The organism is Agarivorans sp. OAG1, from assembly GCF_037076485.1.
In the GTDB taxonomy this organism is placed as follows: Bacteria; Pseudomonadota; Gammaproteobacteria; order Enterobacterales; family Celerinatantimonadaceae; genus Agarivorans; species Agarivorans albus.
Genome location: NZ_AP028990.1, coordinates 4715987 through 4739344 on the forward strand (window position 1 = coordinate 4715987; position 23358 = coordinate 4739344).

22 protein-coding genes are annotated in these 23358 nt (G+C 42.8%); 2 read left to right on the forward strand and 20 right to left on the reverse strand.

Annotation, left to right across the window (positions count from 1 at the left end; genetic code table 11):
- Window positions 1–246: 246 nt before the first annotated feature.
- The gene (locus OAG1_RS21410) at window positions 247–1938 is read right to left on the reverse strand and encodes a mechanosensitive ion channel family protein (RefSeq protein ID WP_338622822.1); all 1692 of its coding nucleotides are present in this window, start codon (window positions 1936–1938) and stop codon (window positions 247–249) included.
- Between the two features lie 215 nt (window positions 1939–2153).
- On the opposite strand from OAG1_RS21410, the gene OAG1_RS21415 reads away from it, so the two are divergent.
- On the forward strand, window positions 2154–2981 hold the full coding sequence (locus tag OAG1_RS21415) for an outer membrane beta-barrel protein (RefSeq protein WP_152785103.1): 828 nt from the start codon (window positions 2154–2156) through the stop codon (window positions 2979–2981).
- Window positions 2982–3053: 72 nt separating this feature from the next.
- Here OAG1_RS21415 and trpB read toward each other — a convergent pair whose 3' ends face one another.
- The 19 genes from trpB to OAG1_RS21510 all read right to left on the reverse strand — a co-directional run bounded on the left by trpB (window position 3054) and on the right by OAG1_RS21510 (window position 22438).
- On the reverse strand, window positions 3054–4277 hold the full coding sequence (trpB, locus tag OAG1_RS21420; RefSeq protein WP_338622827.1) for a tryptophan synthase subunit beta: 1224 nt from the start codon (window positions 4275–4277) through the stop codon (window positions 3054–3056).
- 117 nt (window positions 4278–4394) lie between these two features.
- Complete coding sequence (glmU, locus tag OAG1_RS21425) at window positions 4395–5756, reverse strand: bifunctional UDP-N-acetylglucosamine diphosphorylase/glucosamine-1-phosphate N-acetyltransferase GlmU (protein WP_338622829.1); 1362 nt, start codon at window positions 5754–5756, stop codon at window positions 4395–4397.
- Between the two features lie 92 nt (window positions 5757–5848).
- A complete protein-coding gene (viaA, locus tag OAG1_RS21430; RefSeq protein ID WP_338622832.1) occupies window positions 5849–7288 on the reverse strand; it encodes an ATPase RavA stimulator ViaA in 1440 nt (479 codons plus the stop codon).
- An 8-nt stretch (window positions 7289–7296) separates the two neighbouring features.
- Complete coding sequence (locus OAG1_RS21435) at window positions 7297–8946, reverse strand: ATPase RavA domain-containing protein (protein WP_338622834.1); 1650 nt, start codon at window positions 8944–8946, stop codon at window positions 7297–7299.
- A 187-nt stretch (window positions 8947–9133) separates the two neighbouring features.
- Entirely contained in the window at window positions 9134–9559 is a 426-nt protein-coding gene (locus OAG1_RS21440; RefSeq protein ID WP_016400252.1) for a F0F1 ATP synthase subunit epsilon, read from the reverse strand.
- 31 nt (window positions 9560–9590) lie between these two features.
- Complete coding sequence (atpD, locus tag OAG1_RS21445; protein WP_016400253.1) at window positions 9591–10967, reverse strand: F0F1 ATP synthase subunit beta; 1377 nt, start codon at window positions 10965–10967, stop codon at window positions 9591–9593.
- A gap of 36 nt (window positions 10968–11003) precedes the next feature.
- Complete coding sequence (atpG, locus tag OAG1_RS21450) at window positions 11004–11867, reverse strand: F0F1 ATP synthase subunit gamma (protein WP_016400254.1); 864 nt, start codon at window positions 11865–11867, stop codon at window positions 11004–11006.
- Between the two features lie 28 nt (window positions 11868–11895).
- The gene (gene atpA, locus OAG1_RS21455) at window positions 11896–13437 is read right to left on the reverse strand and encodes a F0F1 ATP synthase subunit alpha (RefSeq protein WP_016400255.1); all 1542 of its coding nucleotides are present in this window, start codon (window positions 13435–13437) and stop codon (window positions 11896–11898) included.
- Between the two features lie 14 nt (window positions 13438–13451).
- Complete coding sequence (gene atpH / locus OAG1_RS21460) at window positions 13452–13982, reverse strand: F0F1 ATP synthase subunit delta (RefSeq protein WP_016400256.1); 531 nt, start codon at window positions 13980–13982, stop codon at window positions 13452–13454.
- Window positions 13983–14001: 19 nt separating this feature from the next.
- Complete coding sequence (gene atpF / locus OAG1_RS21465) at window positions 14002–14475, reverse strand: F0F1 ATP synthase subunit B (protein ID WP_016400257.1); 474 nt, start codon at window positions 14473–14475, stop codon at window positions 14002–14004.
- Window positions 14476–14508: 33 nt separating this feature from the next.
- Window positions 14509–14763 carry a F0F1 ATP synthase subunit C gene (gene atpE / locus OAG1_RS21470; protein ID WP_016400258.1) on the reverse strand — a complete coding sequence of 85 codons (255 nt, stop codon included), beginning with the start codon at window positions 14761–14763 and terminating at the stop codon, window positions 14509–14511.
- 52 nt (window positions 14764–14815) lie between these two features.
- The gene (gene atpB, locus OAG1_RS21475; RefSeq protein WP_152785095.1) at window positions 14816–15628 is read right to left on the reverse strand and encodes a F0F1 ATP synthase subunit A; all 813 of its coding nucleotides are present in this window, start codon (window positions 15626–15628) and stop codon (window positions 14816–14818) included.
- Entirely contained in the window at window positions 15618–16022 is a 405-nt protein-coding gene (locus tag OAG1_RS21480; protein WP_051147554.1) for an ATP synthase subunit I, read from the reverse strand. Before OAG1_RS21480 ends, atpB begins: the two co-directional genes overlap by 11 nt.
- 262 nt (window positions 16023–16284) lie before the next feature.
- Window positions 16285–17205 carry a ParB/RepB/Spo0J family partition protein gene (locus tag OAG1_RS21485; RefSeq protein ID WP_338622851.1) on the reverse strand — a complete coding sequence of 307 codons (921 nt, stop codon included), beginning with the start codon at window positions 17203–17205 and terminating at the stop codon, window positions 16285–16287.
- A gap of 17 nt (window positions 17206–17222) precedes the next feature.
- Window positions 17223–18014 carry a ParA family protein gene (locus tag OAG1_RS21490; protein WP_016400263.1) on the reverse strand — a complete coding sequence of 264 codons (792 nt, stop codon included), beginning with the start codon at window positions 18012–18014 and terminating at the stop codon, window positions 17223–17225.
- Between the two features lie 11 nt (window positions 18015–18025).
- Window positions 18026–18652, reverse strand: coding sequence for a 16S rRNA (guanine(527)-N(7))-methyltransferase RsmG (rsmG, locus tag OAG1_RS21495; protein ID WP_338622855.1), 627 nt, complete (start codon window positions 18650–18652; stop codon window positions 18026–18028).
- Between the two features lie 9 nt (window positions 18653–18661).
- Window positions 18662–20551, reverse strand: a complete 1890-nt coding sequence (mnmG, locus tag OAG1_RS21500) for a tRNA uridine-5-carboxymethylaminomethyl(34) synthesis enzyme MnmG (RefSeq protein ID WP_338622858.1) — start codon at window positions 20549–20551, stop codon at window positions 18662–18664.
- Between the two features lie 367 nt (window positions 20552–20918).
- A complete protein-coding gene (mioC, locus tag OAG1_RS21505; protein WP_016400266.1) occupies window positions 20919–21362 on the reverse strand; it encodes an FMN-binding protein MioC in 444 nt (147 codons plus the stop codon).
- Window positions 21363–21559: 197 nt separating this feature from the next.
- A complete protein-coding gene (locus OAG1_RS21510) occupies window positions 21560–22438 on the reverse strand; it encodes a LysR family transcriptional regulator (RefSeq protein WP_338622862.1) in 879 nt (292 codons plus the stop codon).
- Window positions 22439–22593: 155 nt separating this feature from the next.
- Between OAG1_RS21510 and OAG1_RS21515 the strand changes: the two genes are divergently transcribed.
- Entirely contained in the window at window positions 22594–23319 is a 726-nt protein-coding gene (locus OAG1_RS21515; RefSeq protein ID WP_338622864.1) for an oligogalacturonate-specific porin KdgM family protein, read from the forward strand.
- The last annotated feature ends 39 nt before the right edge of the window (window positions 23320–23358 follow it).

Here is a 23358-nt window from a genome sequence, read left to right on the forward strand (position 1 = left end):
GTTGAAATTTTGTTTGAGATAAGCGGGCTTTAATCGCGGCGAGCACTTAGAAGCCTAGTGGGCTAAGCAAGAAGCGCTTAACAAAGAGTAAAGTTCGCTTATCCGCCCCCTTCGGGCAGCATTTCTTAGCCATTTATTCAGCGTTAGCGAGTGATTATTAAGCCCACTTAACTGCACACTCACTGCCTTGCCTAAATGGCTAATAAATTGCTGCAAAAACCATCAGCAAAGATCAACAGACCCTAGCTATTTCTCGATTTGCGCTGCTTCGCTAGTGGCAGGATAAAAATGCACATCGCGCTGCGGGAATGGAATTGATATGCCGTCGCGGTCGAAGCGCATTTTCACTTCACGGGTAATATCCCAATATACGTCCCAATAATCATCGGTTTTAACCCAAGGGCGAACAATGAAATCAACTGAAGACTCGTTAAGTACATGCAACTTCACCGTTGGCTCTGGTTCTGGCAATACCATTGGGTGTTTTTCTAGCAGTTCATTTAATACCGCTTCAGCTTTTTCAATGTCGTCTGAGTAACCAATACCAAATACTAAGTCCACCCGACGCAGCTTTTGTGCAGTAACGTTTTTAATAACGTCACCCCAAATTTTGCTGTTGGGTATAACCAAAGTTTGGTTATCGATGGTAAGAATAGTGGTAGATACAAGGTTCATGCTTTTCACCTTACCAAATACCCCACCGCCCACTTCTACCATATCGCCTACATCGTAAGGACGATAGATCAGAATCATCAAACCTGCAGCAAAGTTACCTAGAGTATCTTGCAAAGCAAAACCAATAATGAAACCGGCCACACCTAAACCAGCCAAGATAGGTGCCAACGAAATTCCCACTTGGGCGAGCGCAAACAGTATTCCTATAATGATGACCACCCGTGCGACCGAGGAGATAATCATGTCTTTCATTAATGACGACAAGTTTAGCTTGGAAGAATCCAAACTCTTAGTCATTAGCTTACGTACTAAACGCGATAGAGAACGGAAAATGTAGTAAATAGCCACCAGCAAAAATAGCTTGAAGATCCATTCACCACCGTGTTCTACAAAGTATTCAGATAAACGTTCTAACCAACGTTTTGCTATGCCACCTAATATGTTTACATCCAGAACATCGGTAGTAATTTGGCCACCAAGCTTAAGCAAGGTTTGCTGATAGAACGACGCGTTAAAGCCCAACTGAGTAAGCAAATCTACGGTTAACTTAAAGCTTTCTCCGGCAACGGCAAGCTGCTCGGTAACAACCGCTAGTTGATCTTTAAGGCTTTGATCATCCGGCGTAATTTTAATTAGCTTGCCTAGTTCTTCACGTTTTTTACCAACTAAGCCCACCATGCCAGAGAAAGACTCGGCGCGGGTATATAGTCGGTCAATCAAATACTCTTTTTCAGTATCAACACTAAAACCTAAAGCTTGCTGATTTGATATTTGCTGCACCATGGCAGTATAGATAAGGTCTGAACTAGCGAGGTGTTCGATATAAAGTTGGAAAGCTTTAATACCATCAGCTTCTTCTTCGGCGTAAGCCTTATTAAACTCAAGCTGCTGCTTTTCGATACCATTCACTAAATCTTGGTTATTTTGGGCAATAATTTGCTCAACTTCTGCCAACACCTGCTCATCGGCCAGACCTAAGGCCTTTTGCTCAATTAAATATTGAGACAACTGATTGATGGTTTCAAAAGCATGTAAATGGCGTTCTAACAAACGGTGAGAGATAGCCGCCTGCTCAATGCTTGAGACTTGGTCGATATTGGCTTTTATTTTTTCGATTCGCTGTTGCTGGCGCTGGTATTTATCCAACAACAAGGTAGCTTGGTCACTCCCAGAATCGACTGCCATAGCCGAAGTTATTGGAGCGCAGACTAACAATGCTGCTAAACCCAGAACACCACAATAACGCGTTAATTCCTTTAACATCACTTTCTCCAACCAACAAAGTAGTAAATAAGCTGTACATGCAGACTAACTGAACGGTTTAAAATAAATCAAACCGCCCCTTAAGAATAGTGGCTTGTTTATATTTTACTATCAGATTTAAGTGCTTATACTAACTAATAGCTCACAATGAAGTGATAAATTGTAGAACAGCGCATCTGTAGCGCTGTTTTAGTACTGCGATACAAGGATAGTATATGAAAACCAAGCAGTGGCTGCCTCTTGCTGCCCTAGTAGCAAGCTTTAGCTCTACCAGTTTTGCCGGTGAATGGGTGATAAAAGCCGGTGGCTTTTGGGCGCAAACCGATTCATCTATATCAACTAAAGCATTTGATGGTAGTGACCTAAAACTGGATTTTGAAGACACCTTCAACCTTGAAGAATCTCAGTTTCTTCCTTTTTTCGAAGCCGGCTATAAGTTTAACGAACGCCACTATGTCTATGCCGATTGGCGTCGCTTACATCGACAAGCCACTACCAAATCAACCTTTGGTTATACCCTTCCTAATAATCCTGATAAAGGTATCCTGGTAGGCGCATCTATTGATACCCGCATGGACATTGACATTTTGCGCGCTGGTTATGGTTACTCTTTCTATAAAACAGAGCGTGCTGAAATAGGGGGTTCTTTAGGCTTGCACGTTATGTTCATTGAGATGGGCTTTAGCGGCGAGATAGCTGGTTGTGTTGATAATAGTGGAACCATTACTTGTGACAGCGCCAATACCAACGGAGAAGTAGTAGATGAATCAACCACTGCTCCATTGCCAGATATAGGGCTATGGGCAGATTACGACTTATCGGAAGATTGGACAATTGGCGCACATACTCAGTTCTTCTATATATCTATAGATAATACTAGTGGTTACTTAGCCGATTTAAACGCCTCTATCTCTTACCATATCAACCCAAATTGGGATGTTGAGCTAGGTTATAACTACTACCTAGTTGAAGCTGAATGGAATGAAACCACTTTAAAATATAACTACCGCGGGCCAATGCTCAACGTAGCTTATAAGTTCTAAACAAGCTTTCTCCAGGCTAAAAAAGGCCACAGGTTTTCACTTGTGGCCTTTTTGTTTACCAAGTTTTACTGCTTATAGCAGCGATTCTATTCCGTATTCTTTACCGTACTTCTCTACTACAAAGTCGATGTCTTTATCGCCTCGGCCTGACAAGTTAATCAGAATAGAGCCCTTACTACCTTGCTTAGCCAAATTGATAGCGTGAGCTACAGCATGAGCAGATTCGATTGCTGGGATAATGCCTTCTAAACGCGAGAGCTCAAAAAAAGCGTCAATGGCTTCTTTGTCGCTTACTACACCATATTGAACCCGGCCTAAGTCTTTTAAGTAGGCATGCTGTGGCCCAACCGAAGGATAATCTAAGCCACTAGCTACTGAGTAAACTTGCTCAGGCTCTCCTTGCTCATCTTTAAGCATGTAGGAATGGAAACCATGCATAGTGCCAGGTTCACCCTTGGTTAAAGTAGCTGCATGTTCACCCACTTCTTCTAAACTGCGACCGGCAGGTTCACAACCATGCATAGCTACCGCTTCATCTTCTAAAAAGGCACTAAACAGCCCCATAGCGTTAGAGCCACCACCAACACAAGCCACCAAATTGTCTGGTAGAGCTCCGGTCATTGCTTGGAACTGCTCACGCGCTTCTATGCCAATAATTGATTGGAAGTCTCGCACCATCATCGGGAAGGGGTGAGGCCCAACCACCGAACCAATGGCATAAAGCTGGCTATGAGGATCGGCCATGTAAGCTTGAAAAGCGCTATCTACAGCTTCTTTTAAGGTTTTTCTACCGTGAGTAGCGGGGATAACATTGGCACCTAAAATACGCATTCTCACAACGTTAGGATGCTCTTTAGCAATATCCACTTCACCCATGTGAATATCACATTCTAACCCTAACAAGGCAGCAGCGGTTGCTAACGCAACCCCATGCTGACCAGCGCCGGTTTCGGCAATAACTTTGGTTTTGCCCATTTTTTTAGCCAGTAGCACTTCACCTAAACAGTGATTAATCTTATGCGCGCCTGTATGGTTTAGGTCTTCACGTTTTAAATAAATATCGCAGCCATAGGTTTGCGATAAATGCTCGGCGTGGAAAATTGGGCTAGGGCGACCCACATAGTCTTGATACAAACGAGTAAGCTCTTTTACAAACTCTGGATCTTGGCGAATTTCTAAGTAAGCCTGATTAATATCATTCATTACTGTTTGAAGTTCTGGCGGAATAAAGCTTCCACCATATTCGCCAAAATAACCTTCGCTGTTTGGCAGCAGGTGTTCAAACTGTTTGTTCATGGTCTGTCCCTAAAGCAAAACCCTAGTTATACCTAATAAAAGTAGGGATTTATGTGAAAACAGTCGCTAAAACAAAAAAAGCGACCAAAGGCCGCTTTTTATAAACAATTCAAATAATTATGATTTCTTAACTGGACGTTGCCAACCTTTAATACTGCGCTGCTTGGTTCTAGATATTGCCAATACTTCAGCTTCCACATCGCCAGTAATTGTAGAACCAGCACCTACGGTTGCATTCTTACCCACGGTAACTGGAGCAACTAACTGGGTATCGCTACCAATAAAGGCACCGTCTTCAATCACAGTTTGGAATTTATTAACACCATCGTAATTACAGGTAATAGTGCCAGCACCAATATTCACTTTTTCACCTACCGTAGTATCACCTAGATAAGTTAGGTGACCAGCTTTAGAGCCTTTACCTAAAGTAGACTTCTTCATTTCTACAAAGTTACCTACATGAGCATCTTGCTCCAGCTTGGCTCCAGGGCGAAGGCGAGCAAATGGACCAGCGGAAGCATCTGCCGCTAAGCTAGCTTGTTCAATAATGCTGTTAGCTTTAATGGTGACGTTATCGCCAATCTCACAATCAATCAAAATAGCGTTAGCTTCGATAGTTGCATTGTTACCAATGGTAACTTTGCCCTTGATAATCACGTTGATATCGATGAAACAGTCGCTACCAATGCTTAACTCACCACGTAAATCAAAGCGGTTAGCATCGGCCAGACTTACGCCATCACGCAATAGCTGTTCAGCTTGGGCTTTTTGGTAAGCGCGCTCTAAACCGTTTAGTTGAACTCGGTCATTAACCCCTTGCACTTCAACAATAGAGTCGGGTTGAACCGCTTGTACCACGTTGCCTTCTTTAGTGGCCATTTCAATAATATCGGTAACGTAGTACTCGCCCTGAGCATTGTCATTGCTTAGTTTCGCTAACCAGCGGTTAAAGTCATTACTATTGGCAACCAATACACCGGTATTCACTTCTTTAATTGCTAACTGCTCTGCGGTGGCATCTTTATGTTCCACAATGGCAGCTACGCTGCCATTTTCGCGCACAATTCGCCCATAGCCTGTTGGGTCATCTTGATCTACGGTGAGTAAACCAATGCCGTTTTCTGGCAAAGCTTCAATTAAGCGCTGAATAGTTTGTTCACTAATTAAGGGGGTATCGCCGTATAACATAACTACCGGCTGATTAGGCGCAAAATGCGGTGCAGCTTGTTGCATAGCATGGCCAGTACCTAGTTGCTCAGCTTGCTCTACCCAGTTTAGACTTGGATCTTGAATTTGCTGTTTAATCAATTCACCGCCATGACCATAAATAAGGTGAATAGCTTCTGGCTTTAATGTTTTAGCGGTATCGATGACGTGCTGCACCATTGGTTTATCCGCTAACTTATGAAGTACCTTCGGCAAAGTTGAACGCATCCTTGTTCCTTTACCGGCAGCCAAAATAACAACACTGAAGTTCATTTTGTTTCCTTATTACAGGTTGATTTTCCCAATCAACCAAAATGATTATCGATAACTTAAACAAGTGTAAGCGAAACGCATCAGCTTTGGAATTATCGTTTAAACAAGCGCTTCATTGGTGAAGGAGTGTAATCCCACAGATGGTCAAACACCTGCATTAATTCAGGGTTTCCGTAACTAGATAATTTAAGCGCATGAAATCGATTTTTTTGCGCTTTTAACTGCTTGATTGCATCTAACAAATCATTAGGTGGAGCAGGGGCAATAAAATCTGACAATACCACTAAATCTGCATTTTGGTATTTATCTTCTGTCATTTGCTTAACCGCTTGCTGGAGCGCTGCGGCCATATCGGTGCCACCATGAAAACTGTAAGACAGAAAATTAAGAACTTCTCTTAAGCCATCTTTTTTAGTGAGTTCGTAAGTGATGAGCTCTGTTGAAAACATAATTACATAACAGTCACGCTGCTCAGCTAAGGCTATTTGCATTAAGCCATAGGCTAGGGCTTTAGCACACTTCTCAGGGAAGCCTTGCATAGAGCCAGAGCTATCAATGGCTAAAATGAATGGGCCCTTATCCAGCATGGTCTCGTCAGCTGCTTTTTTGTAGGTTTTCACCTTACGCAACTTGCGCTGCTTGCCCTGCATTTGATAGTTCATTAGCTGGTGGTCAACTAAGTGCTTATAAAAAATAACCTCTAATTCTGGGTAGGCTAAGAACATGGTTTCATTAGGCAGGAGTTTGGCTAAGTCATCACCTTCGTGCACTCCAACTATATCGTCGGTAACTTGTTCTAATTGCTCCTCAACCAATTGAGGTTCTTCAACCGGTGCATTGCTAGCATTTGGGTCACTCACTTGGTCGGCCATTCTGCCTAATTGCTCGGCAATTTTTTGTAGACCTTTTTGCGATTTAAGGAACACCGCAAACTGCTTAAGCAAATTAACTTCACTTTTACGCAGCTTTGCCGCCGCCATATCCCATAACCGGCCTAACTTATTTGAGTCACCCGATTCGGTCATTTCAGGCATCGCCTGCAATGTTTCAACCCGTTGATAAAGGTCGGCCAGCAAGGCTTGTTTATGCTGCTTCATTTCATCTAACTGAGCTTGATTAAGTGCCTTGGCGATGTTTTCAAACCACTGATTACAAAAGTAGCTTTGAAACATTGGGCTATAACGGTGGTGAGGATGAGCAGCCAACTCACTTGCCTTGCCATAAAAAGAAGAACAAACGCTTAACTGTATCAATAAGTCATCTAACTGTTGGCTGAATGCGGCACTATCTAATTCAATAGAACGCTGATACAGCGCTATTTCTTCGGCAAATTTTTCTTCAATGGTGATTTGACCAAGCTGAGCACGAATTTGACTTTTCCATTTGCTAACTTGGCTTTTCATGGCACTTTGAATACCAGGGCTAGACTCTGCAATCATCATCAGTTGCGGACGCATCATCACCTCGCGGACAGCTTCATCAAGCAGTCCCGACTCGGCTAACATCACACCAAATTGCAGGCTATCTAACATGTTTTAACCTAGTTAAAAAAGTCGTTTATATTGCGCATTCTATAAGCCTGTTTATCTAGCAAGCTAGCAACCCCTGATACCATCATATCCACCTCCATTAAGCTTGCTTCTATCGACTCAGGCAGTTGATTAGATATAAAGTTATGGGGCAAGGCACCGTGAAACTGAGCCCGGCTGCGTTTTAGCTCATACTCTGCTTGTTTAATACTAGTTAATACCGCATCAATTTGCTGTTGCCAGCTAGCCACTAAATCGTCATCGAGGCCTTGTTGAGTAGCAATGCCTAGTAGTAAAGGTCGATTAGCTAAATCTTTAATTACTAGCTGGTGGTTAATATCAATATCAAAGCGTAGCTGACATAACTCGGAACCTTCGTTAATCCGCCCGAGCATTTCACAATTACCGCTTTTTATTTTCTTTGAGAACTCGTTTGCATCCACATAGACCCAACGCGTTTCGCCTTTGTCTTTTTCACTCACCGATAAATTGCTTTGCAAAACCACCAGCTTAAATAGCTCACCACCGTGTTTATTGGGGTAACGTTTAGCACCGCTAAAATCGTACTTATATTGGTCTTTTCTTAAGCCTGAATCATGAGAAAACTGCAGAGTAAGCTGCTCGCAAATATCATCCACGGTGGCTTGATAATGACGCTCGGCCCCTTCGGCAAGCTCTTTTAGTTTAAGCTGATCGAATGCATGATTGACGGCATAGTCTTTAATACAAGTTTGAATAAACTGGCGGTCTTCTAGGTTATGCCAGAGGCAGTCTTGCAATAGCAGCAAGTCGAGCGGATTAATCTCTGAACGACCATTAAAAAATGCACTAGTTTGCAACAGGTGCACTGACTTCTTCCAGCGTCGGTCCGACACATAGAGATCACCAACAATGCTGCCTTCACCAGCCAAAGGCAAACCTTGCTCAACCAAGTTTTTAATTAGGTACATTTTCTCAAACACTTCGTCACTCATGGTGACTTGGCCAAGTTGCGCTTGCCATGTTTGATATTCTTCGTCACTAATCACAAGGTGTTCTGGGATCTCTTGCAGGCTTTGATTATCAAGCAGCAGGGCTTTGAAGTTGTCTTTTTGCTGAATCCTATTTACAAATACCCGTAGTAACATACGGTCATAAAGTGCTTCTAAGCCGCCATCTTCTTCGGGAAGTTCATTTGAAGCAGAAATAAGTAAGCGCATTGGTACAGGCAGGTTTTCGTAGCTATTTCGAAAAGTGCGCTCATTCACTACCGTGAGTAGGGTATTAAGAATAGCCGGACCTGCTTTCCAGATCTCATCAAGAAAAACAATATGTGCAGTGGGCAAATAGCCTTCGGTTAAACGAACGTACTTACCATTATCTTTAAGCTCTTGAATAGATAAAGGGCCAAACACTTCTTCTGGGGTAGAGAAGCGAGTCATTAGGTAATCAAAGAAGCTTTGGCTTTTAAAGGCTTTCACCAAACGTTTAGCAATCATGCTTTTGGCAATACCTGGCGGGCCTAGCAAAAATACACTTTCGCCGGCTAGAGCAGCCAAAAGGCATAACTTAAAGCTTTCTTCACGTTCGTAGATACCTGCTGATAAGGCTTTAATAAGGCCTTGAATACGCTCTGAGAGCAAGGCTTTGCTTGCTTGATTTAATGGCGAGATTGTTGCCATATCCATCCCTTGATGAGTGTTAGTTCGAAGCTAAGTTCAAACCCACTAAATGTAGTAGTTGTTAGCACGAAGCCAATCTATTTATAACTATAGTAACGGCTATAAAAATAGGTTTCGTTGATGTCAGCATCATTTTTCACAGACAAAAAAGGCGCTCTGGGAGCGCCTTTTTATTATCAAGCTAAATCTATCGGACGTTTTTTCCGAGGATTTCGATAACTTGAAGTTGAGCCATTGCTTTAGCAAGTTCAACTTGAGCTTTCGCAAAATCCACATCGCTGTTGGGATTGCTAATGCTTTCCTCTGCAGCTTGTTTAGCTTGTTGGGCCTTGGCTTTATCGAGCTCGTTGCCTCGAATCGCGGTATCTGCCAACACGGTTACATTTCCTGGTTGTACTTCCAAGAAACCACCCGAGATGTAAATCACCTCTTCGTGACCATGCTGTTTAACCATGCGAACCATACCAGGCTTAATTGGGGTTAGTAGTGGAGCATGACCATGCAATACTCCTAACTCACCCTCTTCACCGGTTACTCGTAAGTGCTCAACGCGGCCAGAGAAAATTTTCTCTTCTGCGCTCACCACATCCAAGTGAACTGTCATCGCTGCCATTTCAGCCTCCTGTTACGCCAATTGGCGAAGCTTACATATTTTTGGCGCGCTCAAGCACGTCATCAATATCGCCTGCATACAAGAACGCTTGCTCTGGAATATCATCGTAATCGCCAGCCAATAGGCCTTTAAAGCTACGGATAGTATCTTTAAGTGGGATAAGTTTACCTGGGTTACCAGTGAAAACTTCAGCTACGTGATAATCTTGAGTTAAGAATTTCTCGATCTTACGCGCACGAGCTACGGTTTGCTTGTCTTCTTCAGACAATTCATCCATACCTAGAATCGCAATAATATCTTTCAATTCTTTATAGCGTTGTAATACGCCTTGCACACCGCGAGCAACTTCATAGTGCTCTTGACCTACGATAAGAGGATCTAACTGACGAGAGTTTGAATCCAGTGGGTCAATCGCTGGGTATAAACCCATTGCTGCAATGCTACGGTTAAGCGTAACGGTTGCATCTAAGTGCGCGAAAGTGGTTGCAGGAGATGGGTCAGTCAAGTCATCCGCAGGTACATATACCGCCTGAATCGAAGTAATCGAACCAGTCTTAGTAGATGTAATACGTTCTTGAAGAACACCCATTTCTTCAGCCAAAGTAGGCTGGTAACCTACCGCTGATGGCATACGACCTAACAGTGCAGATACTTCGGTACCGGCCAAGGTGTAACGGTAAATGTTGTCGATGAACAACAATACGTCTTTACCTTCGTCACGGAACTTCTCAGCCATAGTCAAACCCGTTAACGCTACGCGTAGACGGTTTCCTGGTGGCTCGTTCATCTGACCGTAAACCATGGCTACTTTATCAAGTACCCCGGCTTCTTCCATCTCGTAGTAGAAGTCATTACCTTCACGAGTACGCTCACCAACACCAGCAAACACAGATAGACCTGAGTGAGCCTTAGCGATGTTGTTGATCAACTCCATCATGTTTACGGTTTTACCTACACCGGCACCACCGAATAGACCAATTTTACCACCCTTAGCGAATGGACAAATCAAGTCGATAACTTTTACGCCTGTCTCTAGCAATTCGCTAGAGTTAGCCTGCTCTTCATAAGTTGGAGCAGAACGGTGAATTTTGTAACGCTCTTCCGTTTCAATTTCACCTTTGTGGTCAATAGTTTGACCTAGTACGTTCATAATGCGACCTAGGGTGGCATCACCCACAGGCACTTTAATCGCGTCACCAGTATCAACCACTTCTAGGCCGCGACGTACGCCTTCCGATGCACCCATACAGATACAACGAACTACGCCACCACCAATTTGCTGTTGAACTTCAAGAACTAACTCTTCGCCTTGAACTTCTAGAGCATTGTATACCTTAGGTACACTGTCATGTGGAAATTCAACGTCCACAACAGCGCCAATTACTTGGACGATGTTACCGTTACTCATGTTGATTCCTCTAAATATATTGCTTAGTGCCTTGCCTTAAACGGCTGCAGCTCCCGCAGAAATTTCGCTCAATTCTTGAGTAATCGCTGCTTGACGCTCTTTGTTGTATACCAACTGAAGCTCATCAATCAGGTTACCCGCGTTATCGGTTGCCGCTTTCATTGCAACCATTCGTGCAGCTTGTTCGCAGGCTAGGTTTTCCACCACACCTTGATACACTTGAGATTCGATATAACGAACTAGTAGGCCGTCGAGAATTTCTTCAGCACTTGGCTCGTATAAATAATCCCAGCTGCGAGACGCAATTTCTGGATCATCTGCTTTAGGCAGCGGCAATAATTGGTCAATCGTTGGTTCTTGTACCATGGTGTTTACAAACTTGTTGTACACCACATAAATGCGATCTAGCTTGCCTTCATCGTAGGCTTCTAACATCACTTTCACGGTACCGATAAGCTCTTCAACGGTTGGGTGATCGCCCAAGCCAGAGTTTTGAGCTACCACATTACCACCGTGGCTGTTAAAGAAGGCTGTTGCTTTACCGCCAATAACGGCAAGGTCAGTTTCAACCCCTTTGTCTTTCCACTGCTGCATGTCGGTGACAACTTGCTTAAACAAGTTAATGTTTAAGCCGCCACACAAACCGCGGTCAGTAGATACCACGATATAACCTACACGCTTGGCTTCTCGTTCTACAGCATACGGATGCTTGTACTCGAGCTTACCTAGCGCGATATGACCAATTACTTTGCGCATAGCTACTGCGTAGGGACGGCTGCTTTCCATTGCGTCTTGCGAACGACGCATTTTACTTGCTGCAACCATCTCCATCGCTTTGGTAATCTTTTGGGTGTTTTTAACACTGCCAATCTTACCTTTAATCTCTTTAGCGCCGGCCATATCTATTGCTCCTATTCGTCAGGTTTGATTACCAAGATTGCGTTGATTTAAAGCTTTCAATTAAGCCTTTAATCGATGCATCAATCTCGTCGTTGTAATCGCCTTTTTCGTTAATAGTCGCTAATAGATCGGCGTACTCGTTGTTAGCGTAAGCTAGCAACGCTGCTTCAAAATCAACAATCTTATCGATTTCTACGTCAGCTAAGTAACCTTTTTCAGCGGCGTATAGACCTAGTGCTTGTTCAGCAACAGATAATGGGCTGAATTGCTTCTGCTTCATTAACTCGGTTACTTTTTGACCGTGGTCTAACTGCTTACGTGTTGCATCATCTAAGTCAGAAGCAAACTGAGCAAATGCTGCTAGTTCGCGGAACTGTGCCAATGCAGTACGAATACCACCAGACAGTTTCTTAATAATCTTAGTTTGTGCTGCACCACCTACACGCGATACAGAAATACCTGGGTCAACCGCCGGACGAGTACCAGAGTTAAACAACTGGCCTGTTAGGAAGATCTGACCATCGGTAATCGAAATTACGTTGGTTGGTACGAATGCTGATACGTCACCGGCTTGGGTTTCAATAATAGGCAATGCAGTTAATGAACCTGATTTACCTTTTACTTCACCTTTAGTGAACTCTTCTACGTACTGTTCGTTTACCTGAGAGGCACGCTCTAGTAGACGAGAGTGAAGGTAGAATACGTCACCTGGGTAAGCTTCACGGCCTGGCGGACGACGTAGTAGCAAAGAAATTTGACGATAAGCTACGGCTTGCTTAGACAAATCATCATAGATGATTAGTGCATCTTCACCGCGGTCACGGAAGTATTCACCCATGGTACAACCCGCGTAAGGCGCTAGGTATTGTAGTGCGGCTGAATCTGATGCAGAAGCTGCAACAATGGTGGTGTACTCCATTGCGCCGTATTCTTCTAGCTTACGTACTACGCTAGCGATAGTAGAGGCTTTTTGGCCAATCGCTACGTAAACACATTTAATGCCAGAGCTTTTTTGGTTTATGATGGTGTCAACAGCGATAGCTGTTTTACCAATCTGACGGTCACCAATAATCAACTCACGCTGACCACGGCCGATTGGAATCATTGAGTCAATCGCTTTAATACCTGTTTGAACAGGTTTATCTACCGATTTACGTTCCATTACGCCAGGTGCAATTACTTCGATTGGCGAGAAGCCATCGTTGTCTACTGCGCCTTTACCATCAATTGGCTCACCTAGTGTATTTAGTACACGTCCTAATAGGCCACGACCTACTGGAACTTCCAAAATACGACCAGAACTTTTTACTTTGTCACCCTCTGCTAAGTCAGCATAAGGGCCCATTACTACCGCACCTACAGAATCACGCTCTAGGTTTAATGCGATAGCATAACGGTTACCAGGAAGCTCAATCATCTCGCCTTGCATTACATCAGCAAGACCATTAATGCGAAGGATACCGTCACTTACAGAAACGATAGTACCTTCGTTACGAGCTTCACTGACAACTTCAAACTGCTCAATACGTTGCTTGATCAGTTCGCTTATTTCAGTGGAATTCAGTTGCATGCTCTATTCCCCAATTACGCTTGCAGTGTTTCAGAAAGTTTCGCCAATTGCCCTTTAACAGAGCTATCAATCACTAAATCACCGGCTTGAATAATCACACCGGCCATTAGTGAGGCGTCAACACTACAGTTAAGCTTCACTTTGCGTGCTAAACGCTGTTCCAAGGAAGCACTAATTTGCGCTTGCTGCGCGGCATCTAACTCGGTAGCGGAAACAACATCAGCGGTTATTTCCTTAGCCAATTCGGCCTTATACTCCAAGAAAAGAGCTAACACAGCAGGCAACGCATTTAAACGTCCGTTCTCAGCCATTAACTTAATTAAGTTAAGGCCATGCTCGTTAAGCTGTTCGGCGCATACTGTGGTAAACAAATTAACCAAAGTATTTGCTGACTCCCTTTTCAGTTGAACTGCAACGTGCTCATTGGCTGCCACTTCGGCAACAAATGCTAGCATCTCAGTCCACTGTTCTAAGGCTTTTTGCTCAACAGCAAAATCAAACGCAGCTTTAGCGTAGGGACGAGCAATGGTGGTTAAATCAGCCATAAGCTCTACCTTTTATCCCTTATTTCAGCTCAGCGACTAGCTTATCAACAATCTGCTTGTTGGCTTCTTTGTCGATTGAACGCTCAAGAATTTTCTCAGCGCCAGCGATGGCTAAAGCAGCTACTTGTGCACGTAACTCTTCACGAGCACGATTACGTTCAGCTTCAACTTCTGCGTTACCTTGAGCAAGAATTTTTTCTCGCTCAATGTTAGCCAGCTCTTTTGCTTCGTCGATGATTTGAATTTTGCGCTTGTTAGCTTGCTCGATAATACCAGCAGCTTCGGACTTGGCGTCTTTCATTTGCTCTGAAGCTTTCGCTTGAGCTAATTGAAGATCCTTTCCGGCACGTTCAGCGTCAGCTAAACCATCCGCAATTTTCTTTTGACGAGCTTCAATCGCATCGATTAATGGTGGCCATACGTATTTAACGCAGAACCAACAAAAAATCGCGAACGATATCGCTTGTCCAAACATGGTTGCATTGATATTCACAACGACACCTCCTATTTGTTAGGAATCGAAGGATTAACCTAACAAGGCAACGAACGGGTTAGCGAATACGAAGAATAACGCGATACCCACGGCAATCATTGAGATCGCATCTAGTAGACCAGCAATAATAAACATTTTAGTTTGTAGTGCAGGGGCTAGCTCAGGCTGACGGGCTGATGCTTCTAACAATTTACCACCTAAAAGTGCAAAACCGATAGCAGTACCAAGAGCGGCCATGCTCAGCATGATTGCAACAGCGATAATAGTTAAACCAACAACAGTTTCCATGATTTTCTCCAAATAGTATTTATTAGGTTAAAACAGTTTTTATTAAACTTAATTAGTGATCTTCATGGGCTAAAGCTAGATAAACTATCGTTAGCATCATGAAAATAAACGCCTGAAGCACAATGACCAGAATATGGAAAATTGCCCATGGCACAGATAAGGTCCATTGAGCCCATAAAGGAACAAGTGCGGCAATAAGAATAAAGATCAATTCACCTGCATACAGGTTACCGAACAGACGCAAAGCGAGTGAGAAAGGTTTAGCCAATAAGGTGACCGATTCTAACAAGAAGTTGAATGGAATCATTGACCAATGGTTGAAAGGATTAAGCGTTAGCTCTTTTGTAAACCCTTTCAGTCCTTTTACTTTAATACTGTAAAAAATGATTAAACCAAACACGGCAATAGACATGCCTAATGTAATGTTTAAATCAGTAGTTGGTACAATTTTAAAGTACTCAGCGCCCATAAGTCCGGCGACGTGGGGTATAAAGTCAACAGGGACTAGATCCATCAAGTTCATGAGGAAAATCCACACGAAGATGGTTAGACCAATTGGCGCAATAACTCGGTCGGTGCGATGGAATGCGTCACGAACGGCTCCATCAACAAACTCAACCATCATTTCAACAAAACATTGAAACTTGCCAGGTACGCCAGTTGTTGCTTTTTGCCCTGCCTTATAAAAAAGAAATAAGAACAAAGCGCCCAAGCCAACTGAAAACAGGAGTGAATCAATGTGCCAAGTCCAGAACCCTGCATCCTTACAAGCGTAATTAAATGCCAGACCGCCATCGGCCATACACATTTGAGCGTTTGTAAGGTGGTGCTGGATATAGCCTGAAACGTTACCTTCAGCAGCCATTTATCATCCTATTTTTGTTACTAAGAAAAATAGAGGCAGTCCATTGCGTCAAAGTACTAAAAACAAAGCCTAGCAATAGTGCTAAAGGCACTACATCTAGCAAGGCAAAGGCTAGTATGAACATAATGGCTGTTAGAGAAAGTTTTACGACTTCCCCGAGATAAAAGCTCAATACTACGTATTTTCGATGTCTAGCTCCCACAAACATAAATGCCATGGCAGTAAACAGCGCATTTGGTAGTAAAAAGATTATTCCTCCGAGTAACACAGAAATGGCAGTCTCTTTATCAAAAAAGAAACCACTTTTAAGTGTTAGCAGTGCGACAAACCCTGTCTGAAAGATAACAAAATATAACGCCTTAAGGCGTACTTCTGTTGTTAAAGACCCAGACATTCTCGACCTCTACTAGTTTTTACATTTAACCCATTACCTATAAGTAGGTAAAAAGGGCTTGCGAAAAAGCCTAATGATTATACGTTGAACGCGCACTTTTGCAATCAGAAGCAAAGCGGAAGTCACCAATTTGTAACAGCTTACATAAACAAATAGCGGTTATTGTTAATTTTTATGTTACAAACCAGCGATTTTGGTCATTTTTTGGTGAAAGTTAGGTAATCAAGATCAAAGAAATGTAGGTAAGAATAGTTTATAAAAACTAAAGTGTTTCATCGGAATCGATGAAGAGCGCCAAAATAGCATCTAATTCATCCAAGTTTGCATAGTCTATAACCAACTTACCTTGGCCTTTTTTGTTTTGCTGAATTTTCACACCAGCACCTAAGCGTTCGCTTATTCTTTGCTCTAACCTGTTAATATCTGGATCAACTGTAGCTGCTTGTTTAGGGGCTTTTGGGTTTAAAACTGCCTTAACCAGCTTTTCGGTATCACGCACAGTTAAGCCTTTGGCAGCAACATTACGTGCAGTTTCAGCTTGAGTTTCGCCACTTAAAGCTAGCAACGCTCGAGCATGGCCCATTTCGATATCACCATGCTCTAATAAGATTTTCACATCGTTATCAAGGCTATTTAAACGCAGTAGGTTGGTTACAGTTGTGCGAGATTTACCTACCGCTTCAGCGACTTGCTGATGAGTAAGTTCAAATTCGTTCATTAAGCGGTCAAGGGCAACCGCTTCTTCCATTGCATTAAGATCTTCACGCTGAATATTCTCAATAAGCGCAATAGCAACGGCGTTTTCATCACTCACGTTTTTGATTAAACAAGGAACATCGTGCAGATGAATTTGTTGCGAGGCGCGCCAACGGCGTTCACCGGCAATAATCTCAAATTGATTATCCCCCACTTCTCGAACCACAATGGGTTGAATAACCCCTTGTGCTTCTATCGAGTGAGCCAGTTCCTCAAGTGCTTCAGCCGACATGTCTTTACGAGGTTGGTACTTACCAGGGCGTAACCATTCGATAGGTAGCTTACGCAGTTCACCTCGGTTTTCATCAACGGTTTGCTGATTAGTATCGGCTTTAGTGTCCTCTTCAACTTGACGTTGACGAGCGTTATTACTGGTACTGAGTAATAAATCTAATCCTTTACCTAATCCACGTTTTCTCGCTGACATGTCTTTATCCGTATTCATTAATCTACGACCACCGCTTGTGCTTCTTCTTCATGGCGGCGAATAATTTCACCCGCTAAAGCAAGGTAAGCCTTAGAACCATTTGAGGTTTTATCATAATACATGGCTGGTTTACCAAAGCTAGGGGCTTCGGCTAAACGCACATTTCTTGGGATCACAGTTCGGTAGACTTTTTTACCGAAATGCTGCTTAAGCTGATCACTTACATCCGACGATAATCTATTTCGCGGATCGAACATAGTGCGCAAAATGCCTTCAACTTGCAGATCAGGATTAACCACAGAAGCCAATTTACTAATGGTATCAACTAAAGCGGTTAAGCCTTCTAAGGCGTAGTACTCACATTGCATTGGCACCAATACACTGTCGGCAGCAGCCATTGCGTTAACGGTAAGCATGTTGAGCGAAGGCGGGCAATCTATGAAAATGTAATCGTAGTAGTCACGCACTGGCGCTAATGCATTACGTAAGCGTACTTCGCGAGCGAAAAACTCCATTAATTTAATTTCGGCAGCGGTAACATCAGAGTTAGCTGCAATTAAATCGAAAAATCCGCTGGTATCTTTTACCGTTACTTGATCGATAGGTTCTTCATCAATCAGTAACTCATAGGCTGTTTTTGGAACATCGTATTTATCAACACCACTGCCCATGGTGGCATTACCTTGTGGGTCTAGGTCAATCAACAATACTTTGCGTTTAGTGGCCGCCATAGACGCCGCTAAATTTACGCTGGTTGTAGTTTTTCCTACGCCACCTTTCTGGTTGGCAACCGCAATTACTTTACCCACAATATTTTCGCCTAAGGGTTATTTTTATCAATAATAACTAGATGTCGCTGACCTTCAAGTTCGGGAACCGTTAAACTCTCGATACTGTGCAGTTTTAAGCCTTCAGGCAGGTTTTCTAGCTCTTGTTCAGGCACTAAGCCTTTTAAAGCATAGAATTTACCATTATTTGCGGGTAGGTGAGAACACCAGTTAAGCATATCCTCTAAAGAAGCGAACGCTCTGCTTATTACGCCATCAAAATCGAGGTTTTGTTGGTAGTTTTCTACTCGGCTTTGCACTGCGGTAACATTATCGAGTTTGAGTAAATGACAAACTTGGCGAATAAAAGTAATTCGTTTCCCCAAACTATCAAGCAATACAAACTGTCTATCAGGATTGATAATGGCCAAGGGAAGACCAGGTAATCCAGGCCCTGTACCAACATCAATAAAACGCTCACCTTGTAAGTAAGGACTTACCACTAAACTATCGAGAATGTGTTTTACCATCATCTCCATAGGATCTCTTACCGAGGTAAGGTTGTAAGCTTTATTCCATTTATCGAGCTGCTCAACCAAACTAACCAGTTGAGAGATTTGCAGCTCGGTAAGCTGCAAAGACGTTTGAGCCAATAAGCCCTGTAAGCGAGATTTTAACACCCGATCATCCTAAGCTGACTTGCGTGCCAAGTCGTGTTTTTTCAAATATACCAATAGCAATGATACCGCAGCTGGAGTTACTCCCGAAATACGTGCTGCTTTACCTATGGTTTCTGGTCTGGCATTGGTTAGTTTTGCAACTACTTCATTCGATAGACCGCTAATTTTAGAGTAATCCAAATCTAAAGGTAGCAAAGTATTTTCATGCTTTTGGGTTTTCTTAATTTCTTCTAATTGGCGTTTAATATAGCCATCGTATTTGATCTGGATTTCAACTTGCTCAGCGGCGGCTGGTAGTTCTAATCCAGGTCCAAAGCCATCAATTTCCATCAGTTGTTGGTAGTTAAGCTCTGGTCGGCGGATCAACTCTTCTAAAGAATGCTCGCGAGTAATTGGATTTTTCAACAATGGGTTTAGCTGATCCAATTGCTTAGAACTGGTATGAACCCAAGTGTCTTTTAAGCGTTGGCGTTCTAACTCAACTGCTTCCACTTTTTGATTAAACAACTGCCAACGATAATCGTCTACTAAACCAAGCTTACGACCTTGCTCAGTTAAACGCATATCGGCGTTGTCTTCACGTAACAATAAGCGATATTCGGCACGGCTAGTAAACATACGGTAAGGTTCTTTAGTGCCTAAAGTCGCTAAATCGTCGATCAACACGCCCATGTAAGCTTGGTCGCGTCGAGGTGCCCATGCGTCTTTGCCTTGAGCGTAAAGGGCAGCATTAGAACCAGCAATTAAACCTTGGGCACCAGCTTCTTCATAACCGGTAGTCCCGTTGATTTGTCCAGCGAAGAACAAACCTTTTAAGTATTTATTTTCAAGGCTTTGTTTTAAGTCACGAGGATCAAAGAAGTCATATTCAATGGCATAACCCGGACGGGTTATATGGGCATTCTCTAAACCTTTCATCGAGTGAACTAACTCAACCTGAACATCAAAAGGTAAGCTGGTAGAAATACCATTTGGGTACACTTCGTGAGTGGTTAAGCCTTCAGGCTCAATAAAGATCTGATGTGAGTTTTTATCGGCGAAGCGAGTTACTTTGTCTTCGATAGATGGGCAATAACGCGGCCCAATACCTTCAATCACACCGGTAAACATCGGGCTTCTGTCTAAACCATTACGAATAATGTCATGAGTAGACTCGTTGGTATGAGTGATATAACAAGGGATTTGCTGTGGATGATCGCTTTGTTTACCAATAAACGAAAATACCGGTGTAGGTGTATCACCAGGCTGTGGCTGCATTTGGCTAAAATCGATACTGCGCGCATCAATGCGAGGTGGAGTACCGGTTTTTAAGCGATCAACTCGTAACGGTAGTTCTCGAAGTCGTTGAGCTAAAGCAATTGATGGTGGATCACCAGCTCGGCCACCAGCATGGTTATTTAAACCAATGTGGATCATGCCACCAAGGAATGTTCCTACAGTGAGCACTACGCTGCGTGCACGTAACTGTAGGCCCATTTGAGTAACCACCCCTACCACTTGATCATTTTCTACGATCAAGTCGTCACAAGCTTGTTGAAAGATAGTTAGGTTGGCTTGGTTTTCTAAACGCTCACGGATCGCTGCTCGATAAAGTACTCGGTCTGCTTGCGCGCGAGTTGCACGAACTGCTGGGCCTTTAGATGAGTTTAGGGTTCTAAACTGGATCCCTGAAAGGTCGGCAGCTTGTGCCATTAAGCCACCTAAGGCGTCAATTTCTTTTACTAAGTGACCTTTACCAATACCACCAATGGCTGGGTTACAAGACATTTGACCTAAAGTCTCAATGTTATGAGTAAGCAACAAGGTATTTTGACCCATGCGTGCAGCTGCAGCTGCTGCTTCAGTACCGGCATGACCACCACCGATCACTATCACGTCATATTGTTGTTTATAGAACATTTGTTATTACCTCGAACCAGCCTAATCCCAAAAGGGTGCGACATTTTACTGGTTAAGTAGCGATAAGGGAATGCTTAGATCAGAATTAGATCTGTACTCGATCTCTTATAAATATATATAAGATCTTTTTTTAAAGATCTTTTATTAGATCTACTATTAGTAACTTGCTGATCTGTAGATAAGTGATTTTTTAGCTTTATGATCATTAACTTAATTAAGATCAGATCTTGTTAATGAAGGGCGATCTAAGCAGGGGAAAAACTGGGATCTAATTTGCTATTTATCCACAGGTGGAAATGGGTATAAGCTTATCCATAGGAATAACTATGTTAAATTAATAGCTATTCCCTAGGGTTATCCACAGTGTTTAGTTCACATTTAGCTCATTTTTCCAGCTTTCTAACCATGCAACTGCTGGTTCTTCGGGCACTGGTTCTAGATCAACATCTATTTCTAAGCGCTCTTTTAGCTTTTTGGCACCTAAATTACTCAAGGTTTGGTCGAGATCTTTACCTGCTCCACAAAAGGTATCGTAACTGCTACTACCAATAGCCACTACGCTATAAGAAACAGAAGAAAGATCTGGTTGGTTTTCGAGTAAATGTTGGAAAAATGGCTGTAGATTGTCTGGCACATCTCCTGCGCCATGAGTAGAACTGCAAATAAGCCAAAAAGCTTGCTGATTTAGCTCTTCAAACTCTGCATCTAAGTGAATTTTTACTTGATGCTGTTCTTTTAAAAGCGCTTCTAGCTCATCTGCGACGTATTCAGCCGAACCGAGGGTTGATCCCACAATGATTTCTATATCCACTTGCGATCCTGTTAAATGTAGAGTCTTGGCTATATTGTAACGTGATCTAATAGGGTTTAACTAGCTGCGAATTTATTGTGATCTAGTTGTTGATAGTTTCACGTGAAACCTCAGTAAAATTCGCTTTACCCGCCATTTAAGCTGATGATCCCATTTGTTGTGTGTGAATAAGAGTTGTGCACAAATTATCTAAATGGCTAATGGGGTTTGTTTCTAAACTCTGCTTTACACAAATTAATTAGCGCCTGTTGAGCTGGGGAAACCGTTGCTTGTTTGCTGTAAATCAAGCCAAGTTGTTCATTGGCAATGGCATCGTTATGGGCTAAGACTACTAGCTCACCCGTTTCAATATACGGATTTAGCTGCTGTTGTTGGCCGACAAAAACGCCAACACCACGTAAACAAAGTTCAATAGCCAGCGAGTGATGCTCTACTGCAATTTGTCTTTGTACTGTATCGGGATCCCACAGGTCGGTATTGGTTGAAGAAAGCACGGTTATCCAGGTATGGCTTAGCACTTGTTGAAGAGTAGTAGATGTTGCAGACGCTAATTGGTGAGTTCGTGAGCATACTGCTACTACTGGCATTTCACACAAAGGTTCTACAGTAAATTGGCTAGGAAAAGCATCTCGGTAAAAACAAACGGCTAAATCCAATGAAGGCTGTTGTTGCCAGTTGAGTAGCTGCTCATCGCGGCGTTGGTAAATATGTAAATCTACTTGTGGGTAGGCTTGGTTAAATTGGCTAAGCACCTTTGCTATAGAACTATCTTGCAAATAAGCACTTACTCCAAGGTTTAACCTTAAACAGTCCAGGTTGGCAATTTGCTCTACCTGTTCGTTTAGGTGTTGTTTTGCACTTAGTAACTGCTCACACAAGGGCAGCATTTTTAAGCCTTGTTCCGACAACACTGGCTTGTGGCCGCTCCGGGTAAACAACTCAACATTCCAATCTATTTCTAAATTACTTATCCATTGACTAAGTTGGGCGCGGTTTTTCTGCATCTTTTTGGCAGCGGCTGAAATACTGCCCAACTGATGACTTAATACAAAAGCTTGGATTGCTTGAAGATTCATTTGGGATCCTCTGTGTTAATAAAAGCTAACAGACTCTGATTTGTTAGCGCAGTGCCATCTCATCATCATAGCGGCGATGGACTGTTTTACGAGTATGTAACTGGTACTCAATGATGCACGGATGTTTTAGTAATCATCTACTGAAAGGTTCCAAAATGAAAAAAATTATCGTCGCTTCTACCGTTTCGCTTGCGCTATTTAGTCAATTTGCAGTGGCTAATGCAATTCGTGGTGAAGTTGCCGCAGAAAGTAACCGCAATGGCCCCCATCTAGGCATTTTGAAAGGCGGTTATGAGTTTGATACTGATTACGGTCAGTTTGGCTTTGATGTTGAGGCAAAAAGCCGTTTGGGTGGGCGACCTTATGGCGAAAATCAGCATGAGTCAGGTTTGCACGAAGCTACTTTTGCTGCAGATTATACCTACAAGTTCGGTAATGCTTATGTTCAGCCTAGAGTTGAATATACACGTAATGTCGCTAACGACGCCAACACCGGTAAGTTTGCGCTAAAAGGTGGCTATAACTTTGATAATGGTATTTTTGTTGCTGCACGTTACCGTTACGAAGGCACCCAAAATAACAACAGCATAAATAAAGCTGAATTAGGCGATGTAAAAACTAACCGAACCGATTTAACCGCGGGTTGGGCCGGTGATATCGTTGGTGTGTCTTTTAACTACATTCATAAAGACGCAAATGCAGAGCACAAAAACAATAACCTAAAAATCAATGAACTTGAAACTAAGGTGTTCCTTACCAATTTAGGAAGCTACCAACCTTATGTTCAATATACTCAGAAAAACTTTGATAGCAGTGGCTACAACAGCAGCCCGCTAAAAGATGATAGCCAGATAAAACTTGGCGTTAGTATGAAGTTTTAAGAGCACAAAAAAAGAGCGCCCAAAGGCGCTCTTTTAGTT